We start from the raw sequence: 19,652 nt of genomic DNA on the forward strand, positions 1-19,652 counted from the left end.
TAACCTCGCTTTTTTTTAATTATGGTGATGTTTGTTTTTTTGGTAATGATATGAATAAAAAATTAAAGGTTTTGTTAACTAACGATGACGGGATTTTTGCGAAAGGGATAAGTCTGTTAGTTTCTAACTTACTAAAAGCCGATTTTGCTGATCTGTATATAGTTGCTCCTAATACGGAACAGTCGGGGAAGAGCATGTCTTTTTCTTATACAGAACCCGTCTCTATCGAACGCGTTGACTACCACCAACCTGTCGCAGGTGCTTGGGCAGTTTCTGGCAGCCCAGTGGATTGCATCAAGCTTGCTCTTGGAGACTTATTCTTAGACTCATTACCAGATATTGTCTTGTCAGGAATTAATAACGGATCTAATGCAGGAAGAAATATTTTTTACTCCGGAACTGCGGGAGCGGCTATGGAAGCTGTTATATCAGGTATTCCTGCAATAGCTTTTTCTCAAGAAGAGCACATATCCTGCTTTCAAGAAAAAAAATCTTGTGAACTAATAAAAATGCTAGTTCTTTATGCTTTATCCAGGCCTTTTCCTCTCCTGACTGGGTTTAATGTCAATTTCCCTGCATGTGAAAATAATGAAGAATGGCAGGGTATGAAGCTTGTAGCCACAGGAAAAGAGTTTGCCTATGGTGTGCCAAGACTTCTATGCGATGACGGAAAACGCAAGTTCTATTCTTTAAATGATTGTCAAAGATTGATGGACGAAGATCTTTCTGAGGAGTGTCACTCTCTTTTGACAAAAAAAATTACAGTAGCACCTTTATTGGTAAGAAATTCTCCTCTAGGTTTAATGAGTGAGGAAGAATTTCAACAGTTACAACAAGAGTTTGAGGATTTTATTCACTCTGAAATCCGGAGTTAAACTTTTTGATCGTTAATATGAATTCTTTGATCTAGTCCCTATTAAGAGAACATCAGTCCCCTGACATGCGATTAATTTCAAACATTTGGAATGAACAAGATCGCATTGAAGTAGAGAAGTTGGGTGGTGTTTTCTTTAAAAGGATTTTTTATAAAAGGTTTCAAGCTAATCCATTTCCATAGATTCTTTACTTGTTGAACAGTAAAGCCTGCACAACACTTAATTTTGGTCTATATTTGTAAATATTTGTGAGGTCATCTAACTTTCTTTTCGTGGCTTAGTTAGGGAGAAATCAAATTTTTTTAGCGATTTCTTTTTCTCTTAAGAAGAAAAAATATCGCGACTTCAGCACCGAACAAATAGCATATGATCAACTGACTATTTTTCTTTAATGCAGGGTTCTCTTGTCGAATCAGAAATATACTGTAAAGCACCCTGGCATATATCTTTGGAGAAAATTTGCTGCGTACAGAAAATTCTCCTAAAAATCACAATCTTTCTTAATTGTTAGAGTAAAAATGATTGTGATTAAACTATTTCTTCTGCTAATCTATGCACCTAATCTTGTTTGGATGCGTAGCTCAGCGGTTAGAGCACCTGTCTTACACACAGGGGGTCATAGGTTCAAATCCTGTCGTGTCCATTTGCGGGAGTAGTTCAATTGGTTAGAGCACCGCCCTGTCAAGGCGGAAGTTGCGGGTTCAAGCCCCGTCTCTCGCGAACTTTCAATCAGAGGTTGAAAATGCCCCATGGAGCTCGTTTAACGAAGTTTAGCTTTCCTCTGTACTTTTCCAAGACTCTAAGTTGGTTTATTCTTGGAGGATTTCTAGCCGCTTGCGGCGTTCAAATGGTCTTAGTTCCTAATGAGCTTATTGATGGTGGTATTGTAGGGTTATCCCTAATTGCTTCTCATTTCTTTGGCCATAAGTATCTTCCTTTCTGCTTAATCCTATTTAATTTGCCCTTTGTTATTTTAGCCTTTAAACAAATCGGTAAGTATTTCGTAATTCAGATGATGACAGCGGTTCTCGTCTTTTCCTGTGCTCTATGGCTTATTGATTCCCTGCCAATATGGTTTGGATTCAGTCCTATAGTCTTTAAGGGGTCGGAAATGGAAACCGTAGTGTTGGGCGGAGCCATCATTGGGGTGGGGTGCGGTTTAATTATCCGTCATGGAGGATCCACAGATGGTACTGAGATTCTAGGTATCATCATAAATAAGAAAAGGGGGTATACTGTTGGGCAGGTTATCCTTTTTGCTAACTTTTTCATTTTTACATTAGCTGGGATTGTCTATCGGAATTGGCATACAGCTTTTGTGTCTTTTTTAACTTTCGGTATCGCCACGAAAGTTATGGACATGGTGATTTTAGGGCTGGAAGATACGAAATCTGTTACTATTATCACCTCTTCGCCAAGAAAATTGGGTAGTATCCTTATGGAAAACTTAGGGGTGGGTCTTACCTATATTCATGCTGAGGGGGGGTATTCTGGGGAACCTAGGAATGTTCTTTATATTGTTGTAGAACGTTTGCAGCTTTCTCAATTGAAAGAAATCGTCCACAGAGAAGATCCTCACGCGTTTATTGCTATTGAAAATCTTCATGAAGTAATTAATGGTAGACGAGCTAATTAGGTTGGGTTTCCCCAAACTTTCTGTAAATTACTCTCTATCTCTAACAACGAAAGAATTTTTCCCACTATAGCATTAGTAATCTCTTCCACAGTTTGAGGTTTGAAGTACCACATAGGCATGGGCGGAAAGATTATAGCCCCGTTTTGAGATAATTTGAGTAGGTTTTCTAAATGAATGGCATGTAGGGGGCTTTCTCTGGGAACTAGGATTAATTTTCTACGTTCTTTTAAGGCGACATCAGCAACCCTTCTTAAGAGATTATCTCCCAACCCCATTGAAAGAGCTGCGACTGTAGCCATGCTACAAGGAACTATAACAGTACCGTCTACATGATAAGACCCCGAAGCTAGTTTGCTTTCTATAGATTTGATATTGTGTTGATGAATGTAGGGATGATTTTCTTCAGGAATTAACGAAAGTAAAGAAGAGGCTTCTAATTCATAGTAGAGAGTCTTTATGGCTGCGGGGGAAAGAATAACCTCAACATTATGCTTCATGTTAGATAGTTCTTGAATAAGTCTTACGGCTAATACAATCCCAGAAGCTCCGGAAATGCCTATAACATAGCGTTTCATCGGCATCCAATTAATATTACAAAATGAATAAACCTACCATAACTACGAAAAAGGATAAAGCAAGGTAAACGTTTCCTCTAAAGAAACATTTCTCTAGTTTATCGTTCCCCTCACCTATCTTGTGATAATTTTTAATAGTTTTACCAATGACTAGGACCGGGAAAATAGATAGCATAATTCCCCACTTCGTGAAAGATGCAAGTAATATCACAGCCATATATGATAATAAGCTCATTATTAAGCATGCCGAAGCAATGCGAATTGCTTTTTCCTCACCAAAACAGGCGGGAATACTGTATAACTTTTCTTGCTTATCAAAATCCAAATCTTGAATCGCATAAATAATATCATTAGCAGCAATGATCATTGCTGCTGTTAGTCCCCATAAAGAAGCTATACTGAACATCTTTAAGGAGAGGTAGCCTGCAGACAATGCATAAAAATTCATAAGAATTGCTAGATAATAAACAAGACCAAGCATCCAATGACATAAATAGGTAACACGCTTTGCATAGGCATACACAATCATAAGAAGAATAGAAATAAAGGATAAGCCAAAGCATGTCTTATTTAAATACATACTTAGAATCATAAAAGAAAAAGCTGAGAGTATCGTAATTAACAATACAAAATGGAAGGGAAGTTTTTTCCCAGGGAGAATTCTGAGGTGCGTCCTAGGGTTCTTTGCATCTATCCTAAGATCAATTATCTGATTTGCTAATATACCTACTGTTCTAGCGCACAGAAAAGCGAATCCACCAATGAATAGGATTGACCACCTGTTTCCCGAAAATTCCGCAGAAATCTCAGGGAATGTCAATGCTAGCGTTGTGGTTGCTGAAAGAAATATAGCCGAAAATAAGGCATGTTTCACGTTTAATAACTGTCTAAGATGCTTTATTTTCACGGCGAAACTTTTTTTAATTGTTAAACTTATTGGTTAATAGATTTCTAAAAGATATCTCCGATTATGACTCGATGAGCTTTAGAAATGTGAGCGAAGAGAACACGCTAATGTATAATTAAAATACTGTAAAGTTTATAAGAAGGGTTTTTTCATGTAAACATTTCCATACAATTACAACACTTGGATTTAGATGCAAATGGCGTGCTCGTCCGTGAGATTGATTTTGTATAAGACACGGTTTCTTTGCTTCGCACTGTTGACTAGTGTCCTTACTTTAGAGGCTGCTGTTCAAGATTGGGATGCTCAGCATATTCATGATTGCGAGCAGATTATTTCTTCAACTCAATTTCACAGTGATTACGGTCCTTGGGTTGTTGTAGTTGGTGGATGCTCTCCTACGGATGAAAATTATAAAAAGGCTCAACATGCAGGTCTTTTACTAGCGATGAATGGCTATTCCGTTGTTACAGGATCAGGTCCTGGTATTATGGAAGCTGCCAACTCAGGAACTGTACTAGCTGGAGGAATTTCTTTAGGATTTATTCTAAAAGGTGAAGACCTCAATGAGTATATTCCTGAAGGAAATTATCTACAGGTTTCTCATATTTCCCATCGTCTGGAAGGAATGATTGGCAATTCTTCTGGATGCATAGCTTTCCCCGGAGGATTGGGGACGCTAGATGAGGTGGTTTTTGCTTTAGATAACTTTAGATACCAGGCAGTCCCCAGGCCTGTTGTTCTCGTGGGATTTCGGTTTTGGGGAACTCTAGTGGAGTGGATGAAAAATTTGCACTACACTCATACATGTCCACAAAATTTATACTTAGTTGATTCTGAGGAAGAGGCTGTAGAGATCATTTTTTCTCATTATAGGAGTCAACCCTGTTCTCTTATTTCTAACTAAAAACTAGGGAGCGCTTTTGCTCAAAAATGAACAGATTTCTCCCTCTATTTCTCTTTTTTTTAAATTAAAAAAAAGAGTGTTATTTTGTATTCGTTATATTATTATACCAACTCAATTTAGTTGCTTGTTTTTAAAGAAAATTAGATTTACATGATTTATTATCAAATGGTAGCATGTTTTTTTTAATTTTTTTTAACTTATGACTACTCCTGCTGAGATTCAACTTAGGAATTCAGAAAATCAAATAAAAAACATTGCTGTACTGGCAAATAACCGTGATTTCATAAAAACTGAAAGACAAACTCTGCTTCTCACCATCTCCATTTTTGTTCTTGGGATTATTCTGCTTCTTACTGGCATAAGTATGGTGATTCTTCCTTTAGGAGGACTTCCTTCAGCTTTAACTATCTCTTTAGGGGTTTCAGGAATTGTTTTAGGATCTGTAGTCATTGCTTATTGCCTTAAGATTGTCTATTCCCACAATGCTATCTGGAGACAAAACTATCTAGAGATCAGAAATGCTCTGAGAAAACACGGCCTACCCGTACCGAGGGAAAAGAATTCAGAGCCTGTTTTATCTTTACTTTTCCCTTCCCCTGTAGACGTTTTAACATACGGTAAGGTGCATTGTATGGGGAAAACAAGAACTATTATCGCCATGGGAGAAATTGTTCTTGGTATAGGTTGTATAGTCGGGGCTTTAATTTCAGAGCTTCTTTTAACTATGTGGTTCCGTCCCGGAATTAGCATCGGTTTAGGAATTGCGGGAGCAGCTTTATTTGTCGGTGGTCTTCAAGATATTCGTGCTTTTAGTTTAAGTGCTCAAGGAATTACCCACCTCTACTTGATGCAGCACGAGAGGGGGAGAAGAAAAACAGAAAGAAACCTTTTAGAACAATGTTTAAAAAATACGGAGACCTCTTCAGCTCTATTAAAAGATCGCCTTCAGGAAATGAATGCTAAAAATATAAATTTATCTGCAGAGCTTTCCTTAAAAACAGAGAAACTTGCTCAGCGTGAAAGTAGTATTTCAGTTTTCAATCCGGAAACAGCAGACTTAGAAGAGGAAAAATTAGACAATCCAACTCCCCCCGTAGGTTCATCTTGGATGAACACTCTTTCTTCATCGATTTCATCTGGAGCTGGCCTTCTAGCTTCTCTTCTTTTCCCTACAGTTTCTTCGGAGAGGAAAGACAGCAGTCCCTCTTCTTTACCAACCCCTCCCCATCCCCTATTCTCTGTCGTTCAGGAAACGCAACTCGATACTGAGCCGTTATCCCCTAATAATGATGATGAAGAATCCGATAAGTTTGAGGATGCTGTAGAAATAATACAGTAGCTGATTCCCTATAAGAGAAATTTAATTCTAAGGGATTTCTTTGATTGTAAAGAAAATTTCATATTTCCCGTGTTCCGAGAGATTGGGTGGGAAGGGTTAAACATTTCTTTTCCTAACTTTATTTTCAGAAATTGAAAAAGTTAAAAATATTTTATATGCATAAAACATGTTTTTAATTTTTTTTCTAAGAAAATAACAACAAACTTGTTATAATTTTACAGATTTTTATTGTTTTTCAAAATAGCAGGGGTATGAGTACTTCTATATCGCGTTCCTCTTCACACGAAGAGGCAATAGAAAAGGTTTCCATGTTAAAAAGGGAGTGTCAAAACTCTCGTCTTAGTCGCAAGATTGTTAGCTTGACTCTTGTGGCTACGGGTATCATACTTCTAATATCTGGAATTCTTCTTTTAACGCTTACAATTACGAGTTTACCAGCAGCATTCTCTATTGCTTTAGGGGCAACAGTTATTGCTATAGGGACAAGTTTGATCTCTTTTGGCGTGGCTATGCGTCTTCTTAAAAGGCCTCCAACTGGTGAGGGGGAAGAAGTTCTGGCCGGTGAAATCATAAAGGTTAGAGAAATAGCCCAGAAGAAAACAGAAGAGTCTCAGCAGCAACAGTTAAAATTAACAGAATCGCAAAGACAACTTAGCGAAATAGCCTCTCAACTTGATACTGAAAGACAAACCATTGCTAGCTTGCGCGCACGTCTAAGCGAAGTGGAGGAAGCACAAGAAAAAATTCAGGAAGAAAATATAGATTTTCGGACTCGTATTCATGATGCTGAGACTAGTGTTAATCAAAAAGATTTGCGAATTCGATGTCTAGAGACTGAATTGGGTACCGAGAAAGGAAAAGTCGAGACTCTTAAGAATAAAGTTCAAAATTTGCAGACGGGGGCACAGGATCTACAAGCTTTAAAAAGTGATCTTGATCGAGTTCTTACACGTGAGGCAGAGGTCTTACAACGCGTAACCGAAGAGCATAATAGAGAACGTGAACAGTTATTTTTACAATTAGAGGCGGTGACACAAGAGAGGAATAAAGCTTTGGAAAAAATTGCTACGATGAACGAGGGTTCCTCTTCTGGACTTAGGAGACGAAGCTCTTCCACGCAATCATTAATTTCTTCTAGTGGTGCAAGATCCTCTAGAGGGACTTTCTCTTCTTGGGTGAAAGGTTTTCAAAAACATAAAAGAAGCTCTTCGTCAGAAACAATATTTAGTCCTGTGTTGGGTAGCGATTTCTCTTCGGAAGAAAGAGCACGACTTGATTCACAAACCACATCAGATATTGAAGAGGCTGAGGAAACTGCTGAAGAAGCTAGTGAATAATAGAATTATAAATTTTTTACACATCTAAACGTGTTTTTCTTTTTTCTTTTTGAAGGAGGATAGTCTGATTTAGAAATTGCAGAGCAGATTGCCAAAGCACTTTGTCAGCGTCCTCCATTTTTAAATTCTCCCGTAAAATACTGTGAATATTCAGGTGGTCTTTAGCTGTAGTACAATTTGGGAAGAATTTTTCATTTTCATCAGAATAAAAGAAATCGGTTCCCAGGACTAGTTTGTCAAGAATCCCCAATTTTTCAGCATGTCGAATATGTTGCTTTAAATCTTTTAAAGAAGATCCTACAAAGTAATTTATGGTATTTAAACCAATTATCCCGCCCCGAGCTGCAATTTCTTTTGCGTGGGTATCAGTAAGATTTCTGGGGATGTTTTGTACCTCTCGGAAGTTAGAATGACTAGCTAGGATTTGCATTTTAGGAAGTTTATCTAAAGTGTAGTCCAAAATATCATCGGCAAGATTATCACAACAATGACTGAGATCTACAGGAATGGCTAACTGATCCATAATCTCTAACAAACGTTTACCATCAGTAGTTAACTTATAGGGATCAAAAACACCTCCTCCAAAGCGATTTCTTCCGTTCCAGACAAGGCCTAAGTAAGCAATGGGGCCTCTAGAAAATAGATCTAGAAGCTTACTTAGAAGTTCGCTGAGATGCTGGTAATCCGAGCCCAATCCAGAAGCATTTTCTATACTGCGAATAATAGAAAGTGTGGGCTCTTGTTTGTCCTGGTTTAAATTATCAGAATCAAAAGTAATTAGTTGAATACGTTTATCAGATTTAGGAAGATCGAAAAATAGTTGATTCTGTTTATCAGCGCTCGGGTTGCTAGCGCTATGCTCAGTAAATATAGCACAAACTTGCTTACTAACCCCTCCAGCTAATAATTGACTTGGAGAACAACGAACACGGGGATCCTGATCTGAAAGCGTTTTGTGAGAAAGCAGGTCGCAGTGCATATCTATGATCATAAAAATTACCTAGTGCGTGGTATTATAGCTAGCCATAGGGTGTTAGATAAGGCTTAAGCTCTGGATATTCAGAGGTTTGCTGATCATAAATAAACACGGCCATGGGATCAGAACATTTTAAAGCCTTTCTTAATGTAGGATAGAAGTCACAGGGGCGCGGATTATCGCATACGATACCTTGAAATTCCGGATGAGCTTGAAGAAACCTTTCCAAGGAATTTTTATCTCTTAAAGAAAGAATTTTTACATTCTGGGAAAATGCATGGTGTCTTTGTAAGCAGGACTCTATCTTTTCTCCTAAGACCTCTTCAATATGTTGAAGAGGAATTATTCCTTCACGGTATATTTTTAAAGGATTTACAGAAACTATTGTGGACTCTAACCCGTATGTACATTTTCCTGGAATTACAAAAAGATCTTCTTTAGAAAAATCCTCAATTACCTCTTCAGAGGTAATTGCTGGAGGAAAACTAGAAATGTTTGCAGAAGTTCCAAGTAAAGGGCCTGTTATATGGATAAGCTTTTCTATTATGGGAAGAGAAAGAATCCTGAATCCCAATTTTTCCTGGGTAAATCTAGGATTTTTATGATCAACAAGTAGGGTTAAGGGGCCAGGAAGAAATTTCTGAGATAGTTTCAAAGCACTTAAAGATAAATTATGCCCCGAAATTTTCTCAATGTCCTCAATTGTATTTACGTAAACAACAAAAGATTTTCCCCTATCTCGCCGCTTTAAAGCATAGATTTGTTCTTCGGCATTTGGATAGTTTAAAGCTACTCCCAAGCCATAAACTGTGTCTGTGGGGAAAGCTATGACCTTGCCTTTATGTAAGTAATCTTCAGCTTGTTGTAAAAAAAAATCAGGATCAATACCAGACATAAAAGCTCCAGAATTCATAACTCTCTGTACTTTCTCAGAAGAAATCTAATTGTTAACTTCAGTAAAAAACTGGCCTAATTTTTTCCTGAGAGAAACTTTAACATAGGGTTCCTTCTAAATCCAAGTTTTTTTAAATATAAATTTTATTCTGCACAGAAGAATAAAGCTATTTAATATAAATGACATTAATCATTCGTTTTATAGAAGAATAATAGATTTTTCTATAACTATTGTGGCTCACAATAAAATCTTGATCTCTAAAATTAATCTGACTAACTTGGTCTAAAATTTCACCATAAATTATTTTTGAGTGCCTTCATGGAGTATTCTTTTTTTCGTCGTAAGTTTGCTGGATTAGACGCTATAGTATGTCCTGGGGATCCTGATGATCCCGTGATTATTTTTTGTCATGGCTATGGAGCTGATGCAGACAACCTAGCATTTTTCCCTTCAGCATGCCCTTTCAAGGAATGCGCCCTTCATGGATATTTCCTCATGGGATTGAACAGCTTCCCCATGAATTTGGCGGAGGAAGAGCTTGGTTTCCTTTAGATGTTCCTTTATTTCAGAGTTTGATTTCTAATCCCGATATTACTCCAGAAATAGAACAGCAATACCAAACCCTATTTAATATAGATTTTAAAAAACCTAAGGAAGCTTTAGAAAACCTTATTGAAGAGTTAGGTCGTCCTCGATATGACATTATTCTGGGAGGTTTTAGCCAGGGGGCTATGATGACTACGCATCTTGTTCTTTCCTCAAAAATTCCCTATCGAGGGGCTTTGATTTATTCCGGGGCTCTACTTTTAAATAAAGGTTGGGAAAACAATATACATCTGTGTGCTAAGGTTCCCTTTATTCAAAGCCATGGATACCAAGACACTATTTTACCCTATTATCATGGTGAAAGGCTAAATCAACTTTTATCTTCGCGCTTACAGGGAGAACTTATTTCTTTTCATGGGGGGCATGAAATTCCTGCTCTTGTTTTACAGAAAATGCAGGAAACAATTCCCCTATGGACAAATTCTTTAAACTAACATAGAAGAACGATGACTCAGAGAAGCAAGCTGTAAAGCCACCCACTCCATGCAACTTGTCGCTGATGAAGAGTTGTCTAAGGATCGATAAGCCTTTTCTATAACGATCAATACTTTTTCAAGAGGAAGTGCGGGCAAATTAAGAATATCCTTAGCGTATTGAGGATATGTCATTGCGCTCGCGCTCATGTTTAAAGATAGCATAAATCTATCTCTAAATAACATAAGAAGAACTTCCAAAAGACGTTTTGCTTTATCTCGTAGCATTTGTTTATCCGCATCCGCCCCTCCTTTAACTATTTGCCCAGCTTCTGTAATTTTCATTTTCCCAGAGGCATACTTTAGGAGGTAGGCAACATCTTCTTTATTTGGGTCTCGGTGTTCTTCGCCTTGGATGTATAGGGAAAAGCTTCGAGAAAGAATCGTGGCTGGGATGCGCTGAAGCTTTGTAGAAGTGAGTATAATCACACTATGAGGTGGGGCATCTTCAAGAACTTTTAAAAACGCAGAAATCGCAGGCAAGGTCATACGATCTACTTCGTGAATAATATAGATCTTATAGCTGGCTTCGTATGGAAGCACTCCTATTTGTCTTTTGATATCTCTAGGAACCTCTATTGAGTGTAGTCTTCCCTTTCCTTCTGGTACAAGCTCGTGAATATCAGGGTGGATTTTTTTGGAGATTTTATATTGTGCTTCAGGAAACTCTTTGACAAGGATATTTGCGGCTAAATTATACGCATATTGAGAAAGCATGGTTAATGAATTACCATGCAATAAAATGGCATGAGGGATTTTTCCTTGATTTACACTATCAAGAAGGACTTCCCAGGGTTCGTTAATAACATTTTCTGTTATTTGCATAATGCCAGTTCTGTATAGGCGGTCATAACTTTATTCAAGGATGCTTCTAGAGGCTGTCTTCCATCTAAAATAAGATAATTTTCAGGATTTGCTTCGGCAAGAGATAAAAATCCTTCGCGGATTTTGTTATGGTATACCAAAGGCTTATCTTCAAATTTATCTAAAGATTTTTGCTGCTGTTTTCTTTTTATTCCAGTGTCAACGGGAATATCTAATAGGCAGGTAAGATCAGGAAGAAATTTTTTTTCTCCAACCACATGATGACAAAGATTTGTCACATATTCTTTACCTAATCCCTCAGCTATCCCCTGATAGACAATCGTAGAATCATGAAATCTGTCACAGATCACAATTTTTCCAGATTCTAATGCTGGTATTATCTTTTCAGTAATGTGTTGCGCGCGCGATGCAAGAAATAAAAAGAGCTCCGTATAGGGAGAAATTCCTGGTAAGGATGGGTTCAAAATCCAATTACGCACTTGCTCTCCTAAAGGAGATCCTCCGGGTTCTCTTGTGGCAATAACAGATTTTCCTTCAGTTATAAGCCTATTTTTCAGCAGCTCGGTTAGAGAACTTTTTCCCGATCCCTCACATCCCTCAATGACTATAAACACGGCCCTAATCCCCTTACACTTGTGGTGAGGTGCTCTCTTCTTCTATACCTGATAGAGTCTCTTCTCCATTTAAAGAAAGTTTTTCCATGGCAACAAGAGTATCGCCGTCTTTGACGAGGACTAGGCGTACACCTTGAGTGGATCTTCCCATAACGCGTACATCCTGCATATTGATACGAATAGCCTGTCCTTGTGCCGACATCAGCAAGATGCTATCGTGATCGGTAACAGAAATCGCTCCAAGAACATCCCCATTCCTCTCGTTAATGAGAATAGAGCGGACACCTACGCCTCCACGATTAGTCTCTCGGAAATCTTCTACCTGAGAGCGTTTCCCGAAACCGTTATCACACACAACAAGAACGGATTGATCGTCTTTAACAATTTGGCAAGCAACTACGCGATCTTTTTCATTTTTCAACGAAACTCCACGCACCCCGCGAGCAGTTCTTCCCATAGGACGTACTTTATCATGAGGGAAACGAACTGCCATGCCCAATCTAGTAAAGAGCATGACTTTCTCTTCCTCACTAGTAATGCGAACCGCAGCAATAAGTTCATCACCTTCATCAATTTCTAAAGCGCGAATACCTTTCTTTCTAGGATTACTGAAAGCATCAAGAGAAACTTTCTTAACAACACCTTGTTTTGTAGCCAGGAATAAGAATCCAGCATTTTCAAAGTTTTTAATGTTAAGAACAGCTGCTAATTGCTCCCCAGGACGAATACCTTCGAGGAAGTTGATTATTGGCTTACCTTTAGCCCGTCTTTCCCCCTCGGGTAATTGCCAGACCTTAAGCCAGTAACATTGGCCAAAATTAGTGAAGATAAGTAGGTAGTCTTTTGTGGATGCTGAATATACGGATTTTAAGAAATCAGAGCCCTTCTTCATATCGAATCCAGAAACTCCATGACCACCACGCTTCTGTTCCCTAAAGACTTTGATTGGCATTCTTTTTACGTAATCGTCACCAGATATAGTAATAATCACAGGTTCATTAGTTATGATATCTTCAATATCACGAACATCATCAGCATCAAACTCTATCGTAGTTCTACGAGGAGTTTTATGTAGTTTTTGAAGATCCTGAAGTTCATTTCTAATAATATCTTTGACTAAACCTTCATCAGCAAGAACACGTTTGTAATAAGCAATTTTATTTATTAACTCGTCGTATTCTTTTTGAATTTTCTCGGATTCTAGTCCGGTAAGTTGGTATAAACGTAGTTCAAGAATAGCCACAGATTGTTGTTCGGTAAATCCAAAATTCTCAATCAATTGATGTTTAGCATGTTCTTTGCTATCGCTATTACGGATAGTACGAACCAGATCGTCTAAACACGAAAGAGCCTTTAAGAAACCTTCAAGAATATGGGCACGAGCTTCTGCTTTATTTAACTCATAGCGAGTTCTTCTACGAATAACTTCGGTACGGTGGCGTATCCAAGCAGAAATCATTCTATGAATGTTCATTGTCCTTGGAAGGTTTTTATCCAAGGCCAGCATATTTGCCCCGAAAGTTACTTGAACATCAGTAAATTTGTAGAGGCGGTTAATAACAATTTCTGATGACTCCCCTTTCTTAAGCTCAAGAACGACGCGGATACCATCTTTATCTGATTCATCTCGAACATCATGAATTCCTGCTAAAGTTTTATCATTAACAAGATCGGCAATTTGCTCGATTAATCTAGATTTATTTACATTGTAGGGCATCTCTGTGAGAATAATATTCTCACGGTGCTTATCTGCATTCTCTTCTATATGAAGTCGTGCTCGGAGTTTAATTTTGCCTCTTCCCGTATAGTATGTGGAACGGATTCCTTCACTACCACAAATCAAACCTCCTGTAGGGAAATCTGGACCAGGCATTACCTCTAAGATTTCTTCAATAGAGGCATCAGGCTTACTTAATACCAATAGTGTGGCTTCAATTAATTCTCCAAGGTTATGAGGAGGAATATTGGTTGCCATACCTACGGCAATACCTGAAGAACCGTTGCAGAGAAGATTTGGGAACTTTGAAGGGAAAACCACAGGCTCGTGTTTTGTTTCATCGTAGTTGGATACCATATCTACAGTATCCTTATCCAAATCTTCCATTAGGGAAATAGCACTGTGAGTTAAACGGGCTTCCGTATAACGCATAGCAGCTGCAGGATCTCCATCAATAGAACCAAAGTTTCCTTGCCCGTCAACTAGTGGATAGCGCATTGCCCAGTTTTGAGCCATACGTACTAGTGTGGGGTAAATAACACTTTCTCCATGAGGATGGTAATCTCCGGAGGTATCACCGCAAATTTTAGCGCATTTACGATGTTTAGCTCCGGGTGTGAGGTTTAATTGTTTCATCGCAAAAAGAATGCGTCTTTGAGAAGGTTTCAAACCATCACGAACATCGGGAAGAGCCCGAGAAATAATTACCGACATAGAATAACGAAGGTAGCTTTCCTTCATTTCTTCTTCTAGATTTTTAGGGACTATGATTTCTTCTTTATTAAACATAATGATAACCGTCTCCTAAATATCCAAATTATTCATCTTAACTGATAGGGCATGATTTTCAATAAATTCTCTTCGTGGGGGAACTTCTTCTCCCATAAGCATAGTGAAGACATGATCTGCCTCTACAGCATCTTTTAATGATACACGTACTAGAGTTCTTTGTTCTGGATTCATAGTTGTATCCCAAAGCTGATCTGCATTCATCTCTCCAAGACCTTTATAGCGTTGAATTTCTATTCCCTTTCTTCCAAGAGCTTTAAGATGATCGATAACCTCTTTTAAAGTATAGCAGGTGTAAGGTAGCGTTTTTGAATCTTCGTTTGTAATTACCATTTCAGAATCTTTCGGATTGAGATAATGACGAATATCCAAACCATAGTCTCGCAATTCTTCTTGAATTTCTGCGAAAACAGAAGTTTTGTACAATTCCACAACTTTTACAGAATCGACATCCTCGTTCAACTGAACTTCATTTTCTTTTTCTTCTGAAGAATAGAAATAACGCCCTCCTTGCTTGCCGCTTTGGGGAGGACAATAATATAGAGGATATCCCGACACTTCCTTATGCATTTCTAAAAACTCAGAAAAAGGAACAGCCTTTTTCTCTAGAGCAACAATAAAGTTCTCTATATTTAAGATCAGCTTTACAAAGTTATCTAAAGCTTCTCCGTTAATTTCACGACCACTATTTTTGAAAACAAGCGTACTATCTTCTACTCCTAAAGTTAATAGATAGTCATCCATTTCCTTTTCCGAAAGGATGTAACGGAAATCTTTTTTCTTGCTTACCTTGTACAAAGGAGGCTGAGCTATATAGACACACTCATTTTCAATTAACGCTGTCATATGACGATAGAAGAAAGTTAATAGTAGAGTTCGAATATGAGAGCCGTCCACATCGGCGTCGGTCATGATAATTATACGTCTATAACGTAGCTTACTTAGATTAAAATTATCCGATCCAATTCCACAACCTAGAGCTGCAATGATTGTTCCAATTTCTTGGTTTTGGAAAATCTTTTGTAAACGCGCTTTCTCTACGTTTAAGATTTTACCACGGATAGGTAAAATAGCTTGAAAACGATGATCCCTACCTTGTTTGGCAGAGCCCCCAGCAGAATCACCTTCTACAATGTACATCTCACATTTTTCTGGGTCCTTTTCTAAGCAATCAATAAGTTTTCCTGGAAGCCGAGCACTGTCTAAAGCACTCTTGCGTAGAGTTAGCTCTCTAGCTTTTTTTGCTGCTTCTCTAGCTTGAGCCGCAATGAAAACCTTCTCTACAATCATCTTTGCAATTTGAGGATTCTCATCAAAGAATGTTGTTAACATTTCTCCTGTGATTTGCTGAGCTACAGACCCCACATCACTATTGCCTAATTTTTGTTTAGTTTGACCTTCAAATTGAGGATTTGGGACCTTTACAGAAACAACAGCAGTTAATCCTTCGCGAATGTCTTCTCCTGTTAAGGATAGCTTATCATTTTTAGCCAAATTATGAGCTTTAATATACGCGTTAAGTACACGAGTTAGGGCTGTAGAAAATCCTGTAAGATGGGTTCCTCCTTGACGCGTAGGAATGTTATTCGCATAGGAGTAAATTAATTCAGAGTAACCAGAATTCCACTGAAGAGCAGCTTCAAATTCAATCTCCCCGTCATCTCCTGTTCGAGTCCCAGCAATATAAATGGGCTCGGGGAAAAGACTTTCTTTATTTTGATTTAGATAGCTAACAAAGGATTGAATCCCTCCCTCATAGAAAAAGACCACCTTATCAAAACTAACATCACGATCATCTTCAAAAATGATAGTCACACCGCGGTTCAAGAAGGCAAGTTCTCTTAATCTTTTAATTAAGATAGAGCGGTCGAAAATACATGAGGAAAAGATCTTATCATCGGGGTAGAAAGTGATCTCTGTCCCCTGCTTATCTGTAGCCCCTAAAAATTGTAAGCTTGTTAAAGGAATTCCTCTTGAGAATTCCATCTGATAGGTTTGCTTATCTTTATAGACTGTTGCTACTAATTTTTTAGCCAAAGCGTTAACGCAGGAAACTCCAACCCCATGCAGCCCCCCAGACACTTTGTAGCTGTCTTTATCAAATTTTCCTCCAGCATGCAGTACCGTAAGAACAACTTCCAGGGCAGAAACATCTCTACCTTGTTTTTTGGATTCTTTTTCATGGACCTGTATCGGAATACCTCGACCATTGTCGGATATGGTAATACCCCCGTCCTCTAAAATCCTTACGTGGATTTCAGAGCAATAGCCTGCCATGGCTTCGTCAATACTGTTATCTACAACTTCATATACCAAATGGTGAAGTCCTGTAATTCCAGTATCTCCAATATACATTCCGGGACGCTCACGAACGGCTTGAAGCCCTTCTAAAACGGTAATAGCTGAAGCGTCGTAACTTTTTTCTTTTGCGTCCATAAATTATCCTAACAAAAACTGTATTTCCTTGATCTTGGCTTGAGGAACTACTTGGTGCAAGCGAGCGATTAATTCGCCTTGATGCATTTGCTTTATCGAAGCGTACAAAGAAGAATTATAAATCTTTACTGATAGAATATGATCCTTGAATCCTAAAGCTTGGAACATGCCATTATACTTGGTTCCCAACATTTCATTCCACGCTTCTATTACTTCTTTAGGATTAGCAGCAATAATATGCTCTATTTTCTTTAGATATCCATTTAAGTAATGCCTTGCATGCTTAATTGTCGAAGCTGTTTTTTTAGAAGTTTTCGTTTTGTGTGGCTCTCGATTTTTGAAGCAAGGAAACATAAAATACCTAAGGAAATACAACAGAAATGTTTAATCATACGTTGCATTAAAAGAATGCCTTATATCCAGCAACACGAAAAAAGTCAACACAGCTTTAAGAGTTCTTTGGAGCTGTCTTGAACAGGCAACACTATGACTTGTTCATGACGTTTTCTTAATAAAAGTTAAACAAGAATCCAACAAGATGGACTAGGGACTATAGGGTTTTTCTTTCAGAATATTCTTAAAGAGAGAAAGCAAGGCAATAGGCTGTTCTAACCAGTTTTCTTTATCATTTTTATCTGAAAAATCACTCGCGTTTTTTTCTTTTTTTAAAACGTCCAAATTAATAATTTGTTTTCTTGGCAGTCGATCTAAAATTGCAGCGCAAGCGCAAGCGATTGGTACAGCAGTAATAAGTGTAAGAATCGTCGTCAATACGAGAGTAAGTACAACAAGAGTCCGAAGAATACTTTCCACGCATTCTAGAACTATCAAAATAACTCCCAAACCTAGAATTTCTGCAACACCTCTGATATAGTGACCTTGTTTATAAGAGGATAGACTTTGAGCAACATAAGAACCATTACCCAGATCTTTAACAGCGACCAGAGATACTTCTCTACCAAGAGCTTTACTGTATTCAGAAACTGCAACTATGCGTTTGACCAACAAATATGCCTACTATAGGAATAGAACCCAAAAAATTCATTCCCGCGTTTTTTGGGAAAAAAGAAGATTCAAAAGGGGACCCGAAAGGAGCTTTAGGACCTAGAATACAAGACATAGACACTCCCTGACCTCTGTACGAACGGCCAATAATTAGGAAAAGAGGTTAGGGTATAATAAAAATGCTTTCAAGAAAAATATTATCTCAGAAGAAGGACTTTGTATTAAATTTTTAAGTTGTTTTTCGATTTTTCCAAGATTGTAGAGCTTAATATGTTACTGGAGTAAAAAACTTCCTTTGTATTTTGCATTAAAGAAATCCCGCACACTCTCACTCTGAAATAATTGACGTAATTTTTGTATTCGTGGGTCATTCATATCTTCAGCACGCACCACCAAGACATTCGTATACTTAGAAGTATGAATATCTTCTAAGCAGAGACTATCTTTATGAGGATAAAGTCCCGTGGCAATAGCAAAATTTCCAGGAATAACTGCGGCATCTACATCAGGTAGAGAAGACGCCAACAAAGGAGCTGCGACCTCTATGATAGTAACTTTATTATCCCCACAACCAAAGACATCTTTTGCTGTGGCATCTATGTGAGAAGCTTCTTTATAAGCAATCAAGCCGCAGTCTCTCAATAGATCAAGAGCCCGTTGCTCATTTGTTTTATCCACAGGAACAGCTATACGTAGTTGCTTCTTGTTTTTAAGTTCCTCGAGAGATCGGATTTTATTAGAGTATAGCCCCATAGGCTCTAAATGTACTTTAGCTAGAACAATAAGCTTCCCTTCACATTGATAACGCGTGCACTCATCTTTTAAAAAATCTTCATGTTGAAAATAGTTTGCTTCTATTTGTTTATCTAAAAGCAGTCGGTTAGGTACGCGATAATCATCTACAGAAAGTACCTTAAGTTTTAGTCCCATGGATTTGGCTTCATTATCTAAACTGTAAAGAAGCTCTGCGTGTGGTGTAGGCGTTGCAGCAATACGCAAAGAATCTTCCGAAGATTTACTACAGCCTGTTAGTGAAGAAATTAAAACAAGCAGAGGTAGTATTTTTATTTTTTTCATAAAATCCCTCGCCGACGCAATATACGTCTGCCAAAAGTATCCCCTAAAATTCTGATACCTTCAATGAAAAGTAAAGTAATAATCAATACGGATAGAGTTATAGAAAAATCAAAACGATAATAACCGTATTGTAATAAAATTTGCCCCAATCCTCCCCCTCCCACAAATCCCGCAAAAGTAGAGCAAGCAATTAAATGTACGACAAGTGTTTTTATTGAGAAAATCAACTGGGGGAAAATCTCGGGGAAAAGAATATCTTTTATTATTTTTATTTTAGGGATCCCTAAAGCAATGGCTGGTTCTATACAAGTTAAAGATCCTGTGCGCAAAGCGTCGGATACTAAAGAAGCTACCAAAGGCAGAGCCCCTAGAGTTAGGGGAACTATAGATGCTGTGGCTCCTAAGGAAGTACCTACAATCAACCGTGTTATTGGAAATAAAATAACTATTAAAATGGCAAAAGGAATAGCTGTAAGGAAACTAAGAATGACAGAAACCACCGAGTGGAGACTCTTCATAGGTTTTAATCCATAAGGAGCAGTTAAGAATAATCCCAGCCCTAAAAGTCCACCTAATATAAACGAGAAAAAAAAAGAGGTTGTCACCATGTACAGAGTGCTTCCCGTTTCTTTAATCAACAGATAAACCATGTCAGCTTGCATATTC

At 38.0% G+C, this 19,652-nt stretch carries 17 protein-coding genes, 2 tRNA genes and 1 pseudogene; 8 read left to right on the plus strand and 12 right to left on the minus strand.

All coding sequences use genetic code 11. The features are described from left to right. The first annotated feature begins 50 nt into the window (after positions 1–50). The 4 genes from surE (at position 51) to CF_RS02490 (ending at position 2,511) form a co-directional block, all read left to right on the plus strand. Positions 51–875 (plus strand): 5'/3'-nucleotidase SurE, encoded by an 825-nt coding sequence (gene surE, locus CF_RS02475; RefSeq protein WP_011458040.1) that lies wholly within the window; start codon positions 51–53, stop codon positions 873–875. A 570-nt stretch (positions 876–1,445) separates the two neighbouring features. Beyond that, positions 1,446–1,518: transfer RNA gene (locus CF_RS02480), tRNA-Val, on the plus strand. A gap of 3 nt (positions 1,519–1,521) precedes the next feature. Beyond that, positions 1,522–1,595: transfer RNA gene (locus CF_RS02485), tRNA-Asp, on the plus strand. A 22-nt stretch (positions 1,596–1,617) separates the two neighbouring features. Beyond that, on the plus strand, positions 1,618–2,511 hold the full coding sequence (locus CF_RS02490) for a YitT family protein (protein ID WP_011458041.1): 894 nt from the start codon (positions 1,618–1,620) through the stop codon (positions 2,509–2,511). Here the strand turns inward: CF_RS02490 and CF_RS02495 are convergent. Together CF_RS02495 and CF_RS02500 are read right to left on the minus strand one after the other, a co-directional pair. Continuing rightward, complete coding sequence (locus tag CF_RS02495; protein ID WP_011458042.1) at positions 2,508–3,086, minus strand: flavin prenyltransferase UbiX; 579 nt, start codon at positions 3,084–3,086, stop codon at positions 2,508–2,510. The genes CF_RS02490 and CF_RS02495 overlap by 4 nt on opposite strands. Positions 3,087–3,102: 16 nt before the next feature. After that, positions 3,103–3,993 carry a 4-hydroxybenzoate octaprenyltransferase gene (locus CF_RS02500; RefSeq protein WP_011458043.1) on the minus strand — a complete coding sequence of 297 codons (891 nt, stop codon included), beginning with the start codon at positions 3,991–3,993 and terminating at the stop codon, positions 3,103–3,105. A 190-nt stretch (positions 3,994–4,183) separates the two neighbouring features. Between CF_RS02500 and CF_RS02505 the strand changes: the two genes are divergently transcribed. The 3 genes from CF_RS02505 (at position 4,184) to CF_RS02515 (ending at position 7,573) form a co-directional block, all read left to right on the plus strand. Continuing rightward, a complete protein-coding gene (locus CF_RS02505; RefSeq protein ID WP_011458044.1) occupies positions 4,184–4,897 on the plus strand; it encodes an LOG family protein in 714 nt (237 codons plus the stop codon). 199 nt (positions 4,898–5,096) lie between these two features. After that, positions 5,097–6,236 carry a CPSIT_0556 family inclusion membrane protein gene (locus CF_RS02510; protein WP_011458045.1) on the plus strand — a complete coding sequence of 380 codons (1,140 nt, stop codon included), beginning with the start codon at positions 5,097–5,099 and terminating at the stop codon, positions 6,234–6,236. A 251-nt stretch (positions 6,237–6,487) separates the two neighbouring features. Further along, positions 6,488–7,573, plus strand: a complete 1,086-nt coding sequence (locus CF_RS02515; protein WP_011458046.1) for an IncA family protein — start codon at positions 6,488–6,490, stop codon at positions 7,571–7,573. 16 nt (positions 7,574–7,589) lie between these two features. Here CF_RS02515 and CF_RS02520 read toward each other — a convergent pair whose 3' ends face one another. Then, the gene (locus tag CF_RS02520) at positions 7,590–8,564 is read right to left on the minus strand and encodes a membrane dipeptidase (RefSeq protein WP_011458047.1); all 975 of its coding nucleotides are present in this window, start codon (positions 8,562–8,564) and stop codon (positions 7,590–7,592) included. 28 nt (positions 8,565–8,592) lie between these two features. Then, entirely contained in the window at positions 8,593–9,444 is an 852-nt protein-coding gene (locus CF_RS02525; protein WP_041468087.1) for an L-threonylcarbamoyladenylate synthase, read from the minus strand. A gap of 318 nt (positions 9,445–9,762) precedes the next feature. On the opposite strand from CF_RS02525, the pseudogene CF_RS02530 reads away from it, so the two are divergent. After that, positions 9,763–10,484 (plus strand): annotated as a pseudogene (locus tag CF_RS02530) (alpha/beta hydrolase). Here CF_RS02530 and CF_RS02535 read toward each other — a convergent pair. The 8 genes from CF_RS02535 to CF_RS02570 all read right to left on the minus strand — a co-directional run bounded on the left by CF_RS02535 (position 10,476) and on the right by CF_RS02570 (position 19,648). Continuing rightward, positions 10,476–11,348 carry a DNA polymerase III subunit delta' gene (locus CF_RS02535; RefSeq protein WP_011458051.1) on the minus strand — a complete coding sequence of 291 codons (873 nt, stop codon included), beginning with the start codon at positions 11,346–11,348 and terminating at the stop codon, positions 10,476–10,478. The pseudogene CF_RS02530 and the gene CF_RS02535 sit on opposite strands and share 9 nt — an antisense overlap. Next, positions 11,339–11,962 (minus strand): dTMP kinase, encoded by a 624-nt coding sequence (tmk, locus tag CF_RS02540; RefSeq protein ID WP_011458052.1) that lies wholly within the window; start codon positions 11,960–11,962, stop codon positions 11,339–11,341. Before tmk ends, CF_RS02535 begins: the two co-directional genes overlap by 10 nt. A 13-nt stretch (positions 11,963–11,975) precedes the next feature. Continuing rightward, positions 11,976–14,468 (minus strand): DNA topoisomerase (ATP-hydrolyzing) subunit A, encoded by a 2,493-nt coding sequence (gene gyrA / locus CF_RS02545; RefSeq protein ID WP_011458053.1) that lies wholly within the window; start codon positions 14,466–14,468, stop codon positions 11,976–11,978. Between the two features lie 15 nt (positions 14,469–14,483). Next, positions 14,484–16,904: a DNA topoisomerase (ATP-hydrolyzing) subunit B gene (gene gyrB / locus CF_RS02550; RefSeq protein WP_011458054.1), complete on the minus strand. Its 2,421-nt coding sequence runs from the start codon at positions 16,902–16,904 to the stop codon at positions 14,484–14,486. Between the two features lie 3 nt (positions 16,905–16,907). Then, positions 16,908–17,258, minus strand: a complete 351-nt coding sequence (locus tag CF_RS02555) for a DciA family protein (RefSeq protein ID WP_011458055.1) — start codon at positions 17,256–17,258, stop codon at positions 16,908–16,910. Positions 17,259–17,447: 189 nt separating this feature from the next. Further along, positions 17,448–17,909 carry a hypothetical protein gene (locus tag CF_RS05125; RefSeq protein ID WP_148174336.1) on the minus strand — a complete coding sequence of 154 codons (462 nt, stop codon included), beginning with the start codon at positions 17,907–17,909 and terminating at the stop codon, positions 17,448–17,450. 273 nt (positions 17,910–18,182) lie between these two features. Further along, a complete protein-coding gene (locus tag CF_RS02565; protein ID WP_011458057.1) occupies positions 18,183–18,986 on the minus strand; it encodes a MetQ/NlpA family ABC transporter substrate-binding protein in 804 nt (267 codons plus the stop codon). Continuing rightward, complete coding sequence (locus tag CF_RS02570) at positions 18,983–19,648, minus strand: ABC transporter permease subunit (protein ID WP_011458058.1); 666 nt, start codon at positions 19,646–19,648, stop codon at positions 18,983–18,985. The genes CF_RS02565 and CF_RS02570 overlap by 4 nt, the downstream gene beginning before the upstream one ends. Between the last annotated feature and the right edge of the window lie 4 nt (positions 19,649–19,652).

Origin of the sequence: Chlamydia felis Fe/C-56, from assembly GCF_000009945.1 — a bacterium.
In the GTDB taxonomy this organism is placed as follows: Bacteria; Chlamydiota; Chlamydiia; order Chlamydiales; family Chlamydiaceae; genus Chlamydia; species Chlamydia felis.

What these genes read in the sequence shown, in the direction of transcription:
- CF_RS02520 (WP_011458047.1), bottom strand. Translation starts at nt 8,564, where the DNA reads ATGATCATAGATATGCACTGCGACCTGCTTTCTCACAAAACGCTTTCA.
- surE (WP_011458040.1), top strand. Translation starts at nt 51, where the DNA reads ATGAATAAAAAATTAAAGGTTTTGTTAACTAACGATGACGGGATTTTT.
- gyrA (WP_011458053.1), bottom strand. Translation starts at nt 14,468, where the DNA reads ATGTTTAATAAAGAAGAAATCATAGTCCCTAAAAATCTAGAAGAAGAA.
- CF_RS02555 (WP_011458055.1), bottom strand. Translation starts at nt 17,258, where the DNA reads ATGTTTCCTTGCTTCAAAAATCGAGAGCCACACAAAACGAAAACTTCT.
- CF_RS02490 (WP_011458041.1), top strand. Translation starts at nt 1,618, where the DNA reads ATGCCCCATGGAGCTCGTTTAACGAAGTTTAGCTTTCCTCTGTACTTT.
- CF_RS02515 (WP_011458046.1), top strand. Translation starts at nt 6,488, where the DNA reads ATGAGTACTTCTATATCGCGTTCCTCTTCACACGAAGAGGCAATAGAA.
- gyrB (WP_011458054.1), bottom strand. Translation starts at nt 16,904, where the DNA reads ATGGACGCAAAAGAAAAAAGTTACGACGCTTCAGCTATTACCGTTTTA.
- CF_RS02535 (WP_011458051.1), bottom strand. Translation starts at nt 11,348, where the DNA reads ATGCAAATAACAGAAAATGTTATTAACGAACCCTGGGAAGTCCTTCTT.
- CF_RS02505 (WP_011458044.1), top strand. Translation starts at nt 4,184, where the DNA reads ATGCAAATGGCGTGCTCGTCCGTGAGATTGATTTTGTATAAGACACGG.
- CF_RS02510 (WP_011458045.1), top strand. Translation starts at nt 5,097, where the DNA reads ATGACTACTCCTGCTGAGATTCAACTTAGGAATTCAGAAAATCAAATA.
- CF_RS02565 (WP_011458057.1), bottom strand. Translation starts at nt 18,986, where the DNA reads ATGAAAAAAATAAAAATACTACCTCTGCTTGTTTTAATTTCTTCACTA.
- CF_RS02495 (WP_011458042.1), bottom strand. Translation starts at nt 3,086, where the DNA reads ATGAAACGCTATGTTATAGGCATTTCCGGAGCTTCTGGGATTGTATTA.
- CF_RS02525 (WP_041468087.1), bottom strand. Translation starts at nt 9,444, where the DNA reads ATGTCTGGTATTGATCCTGATTTTTTTTTACAACAAGCTGAAGATTAC.
- CF_RS02570 (WP_011458058.1), bottom strand. Translation starts at nt 19,648, where the DNA reads ATGCAAGCTGACATGGTTTATCTGTTGATTAAAGAAACGGGAAGCACT.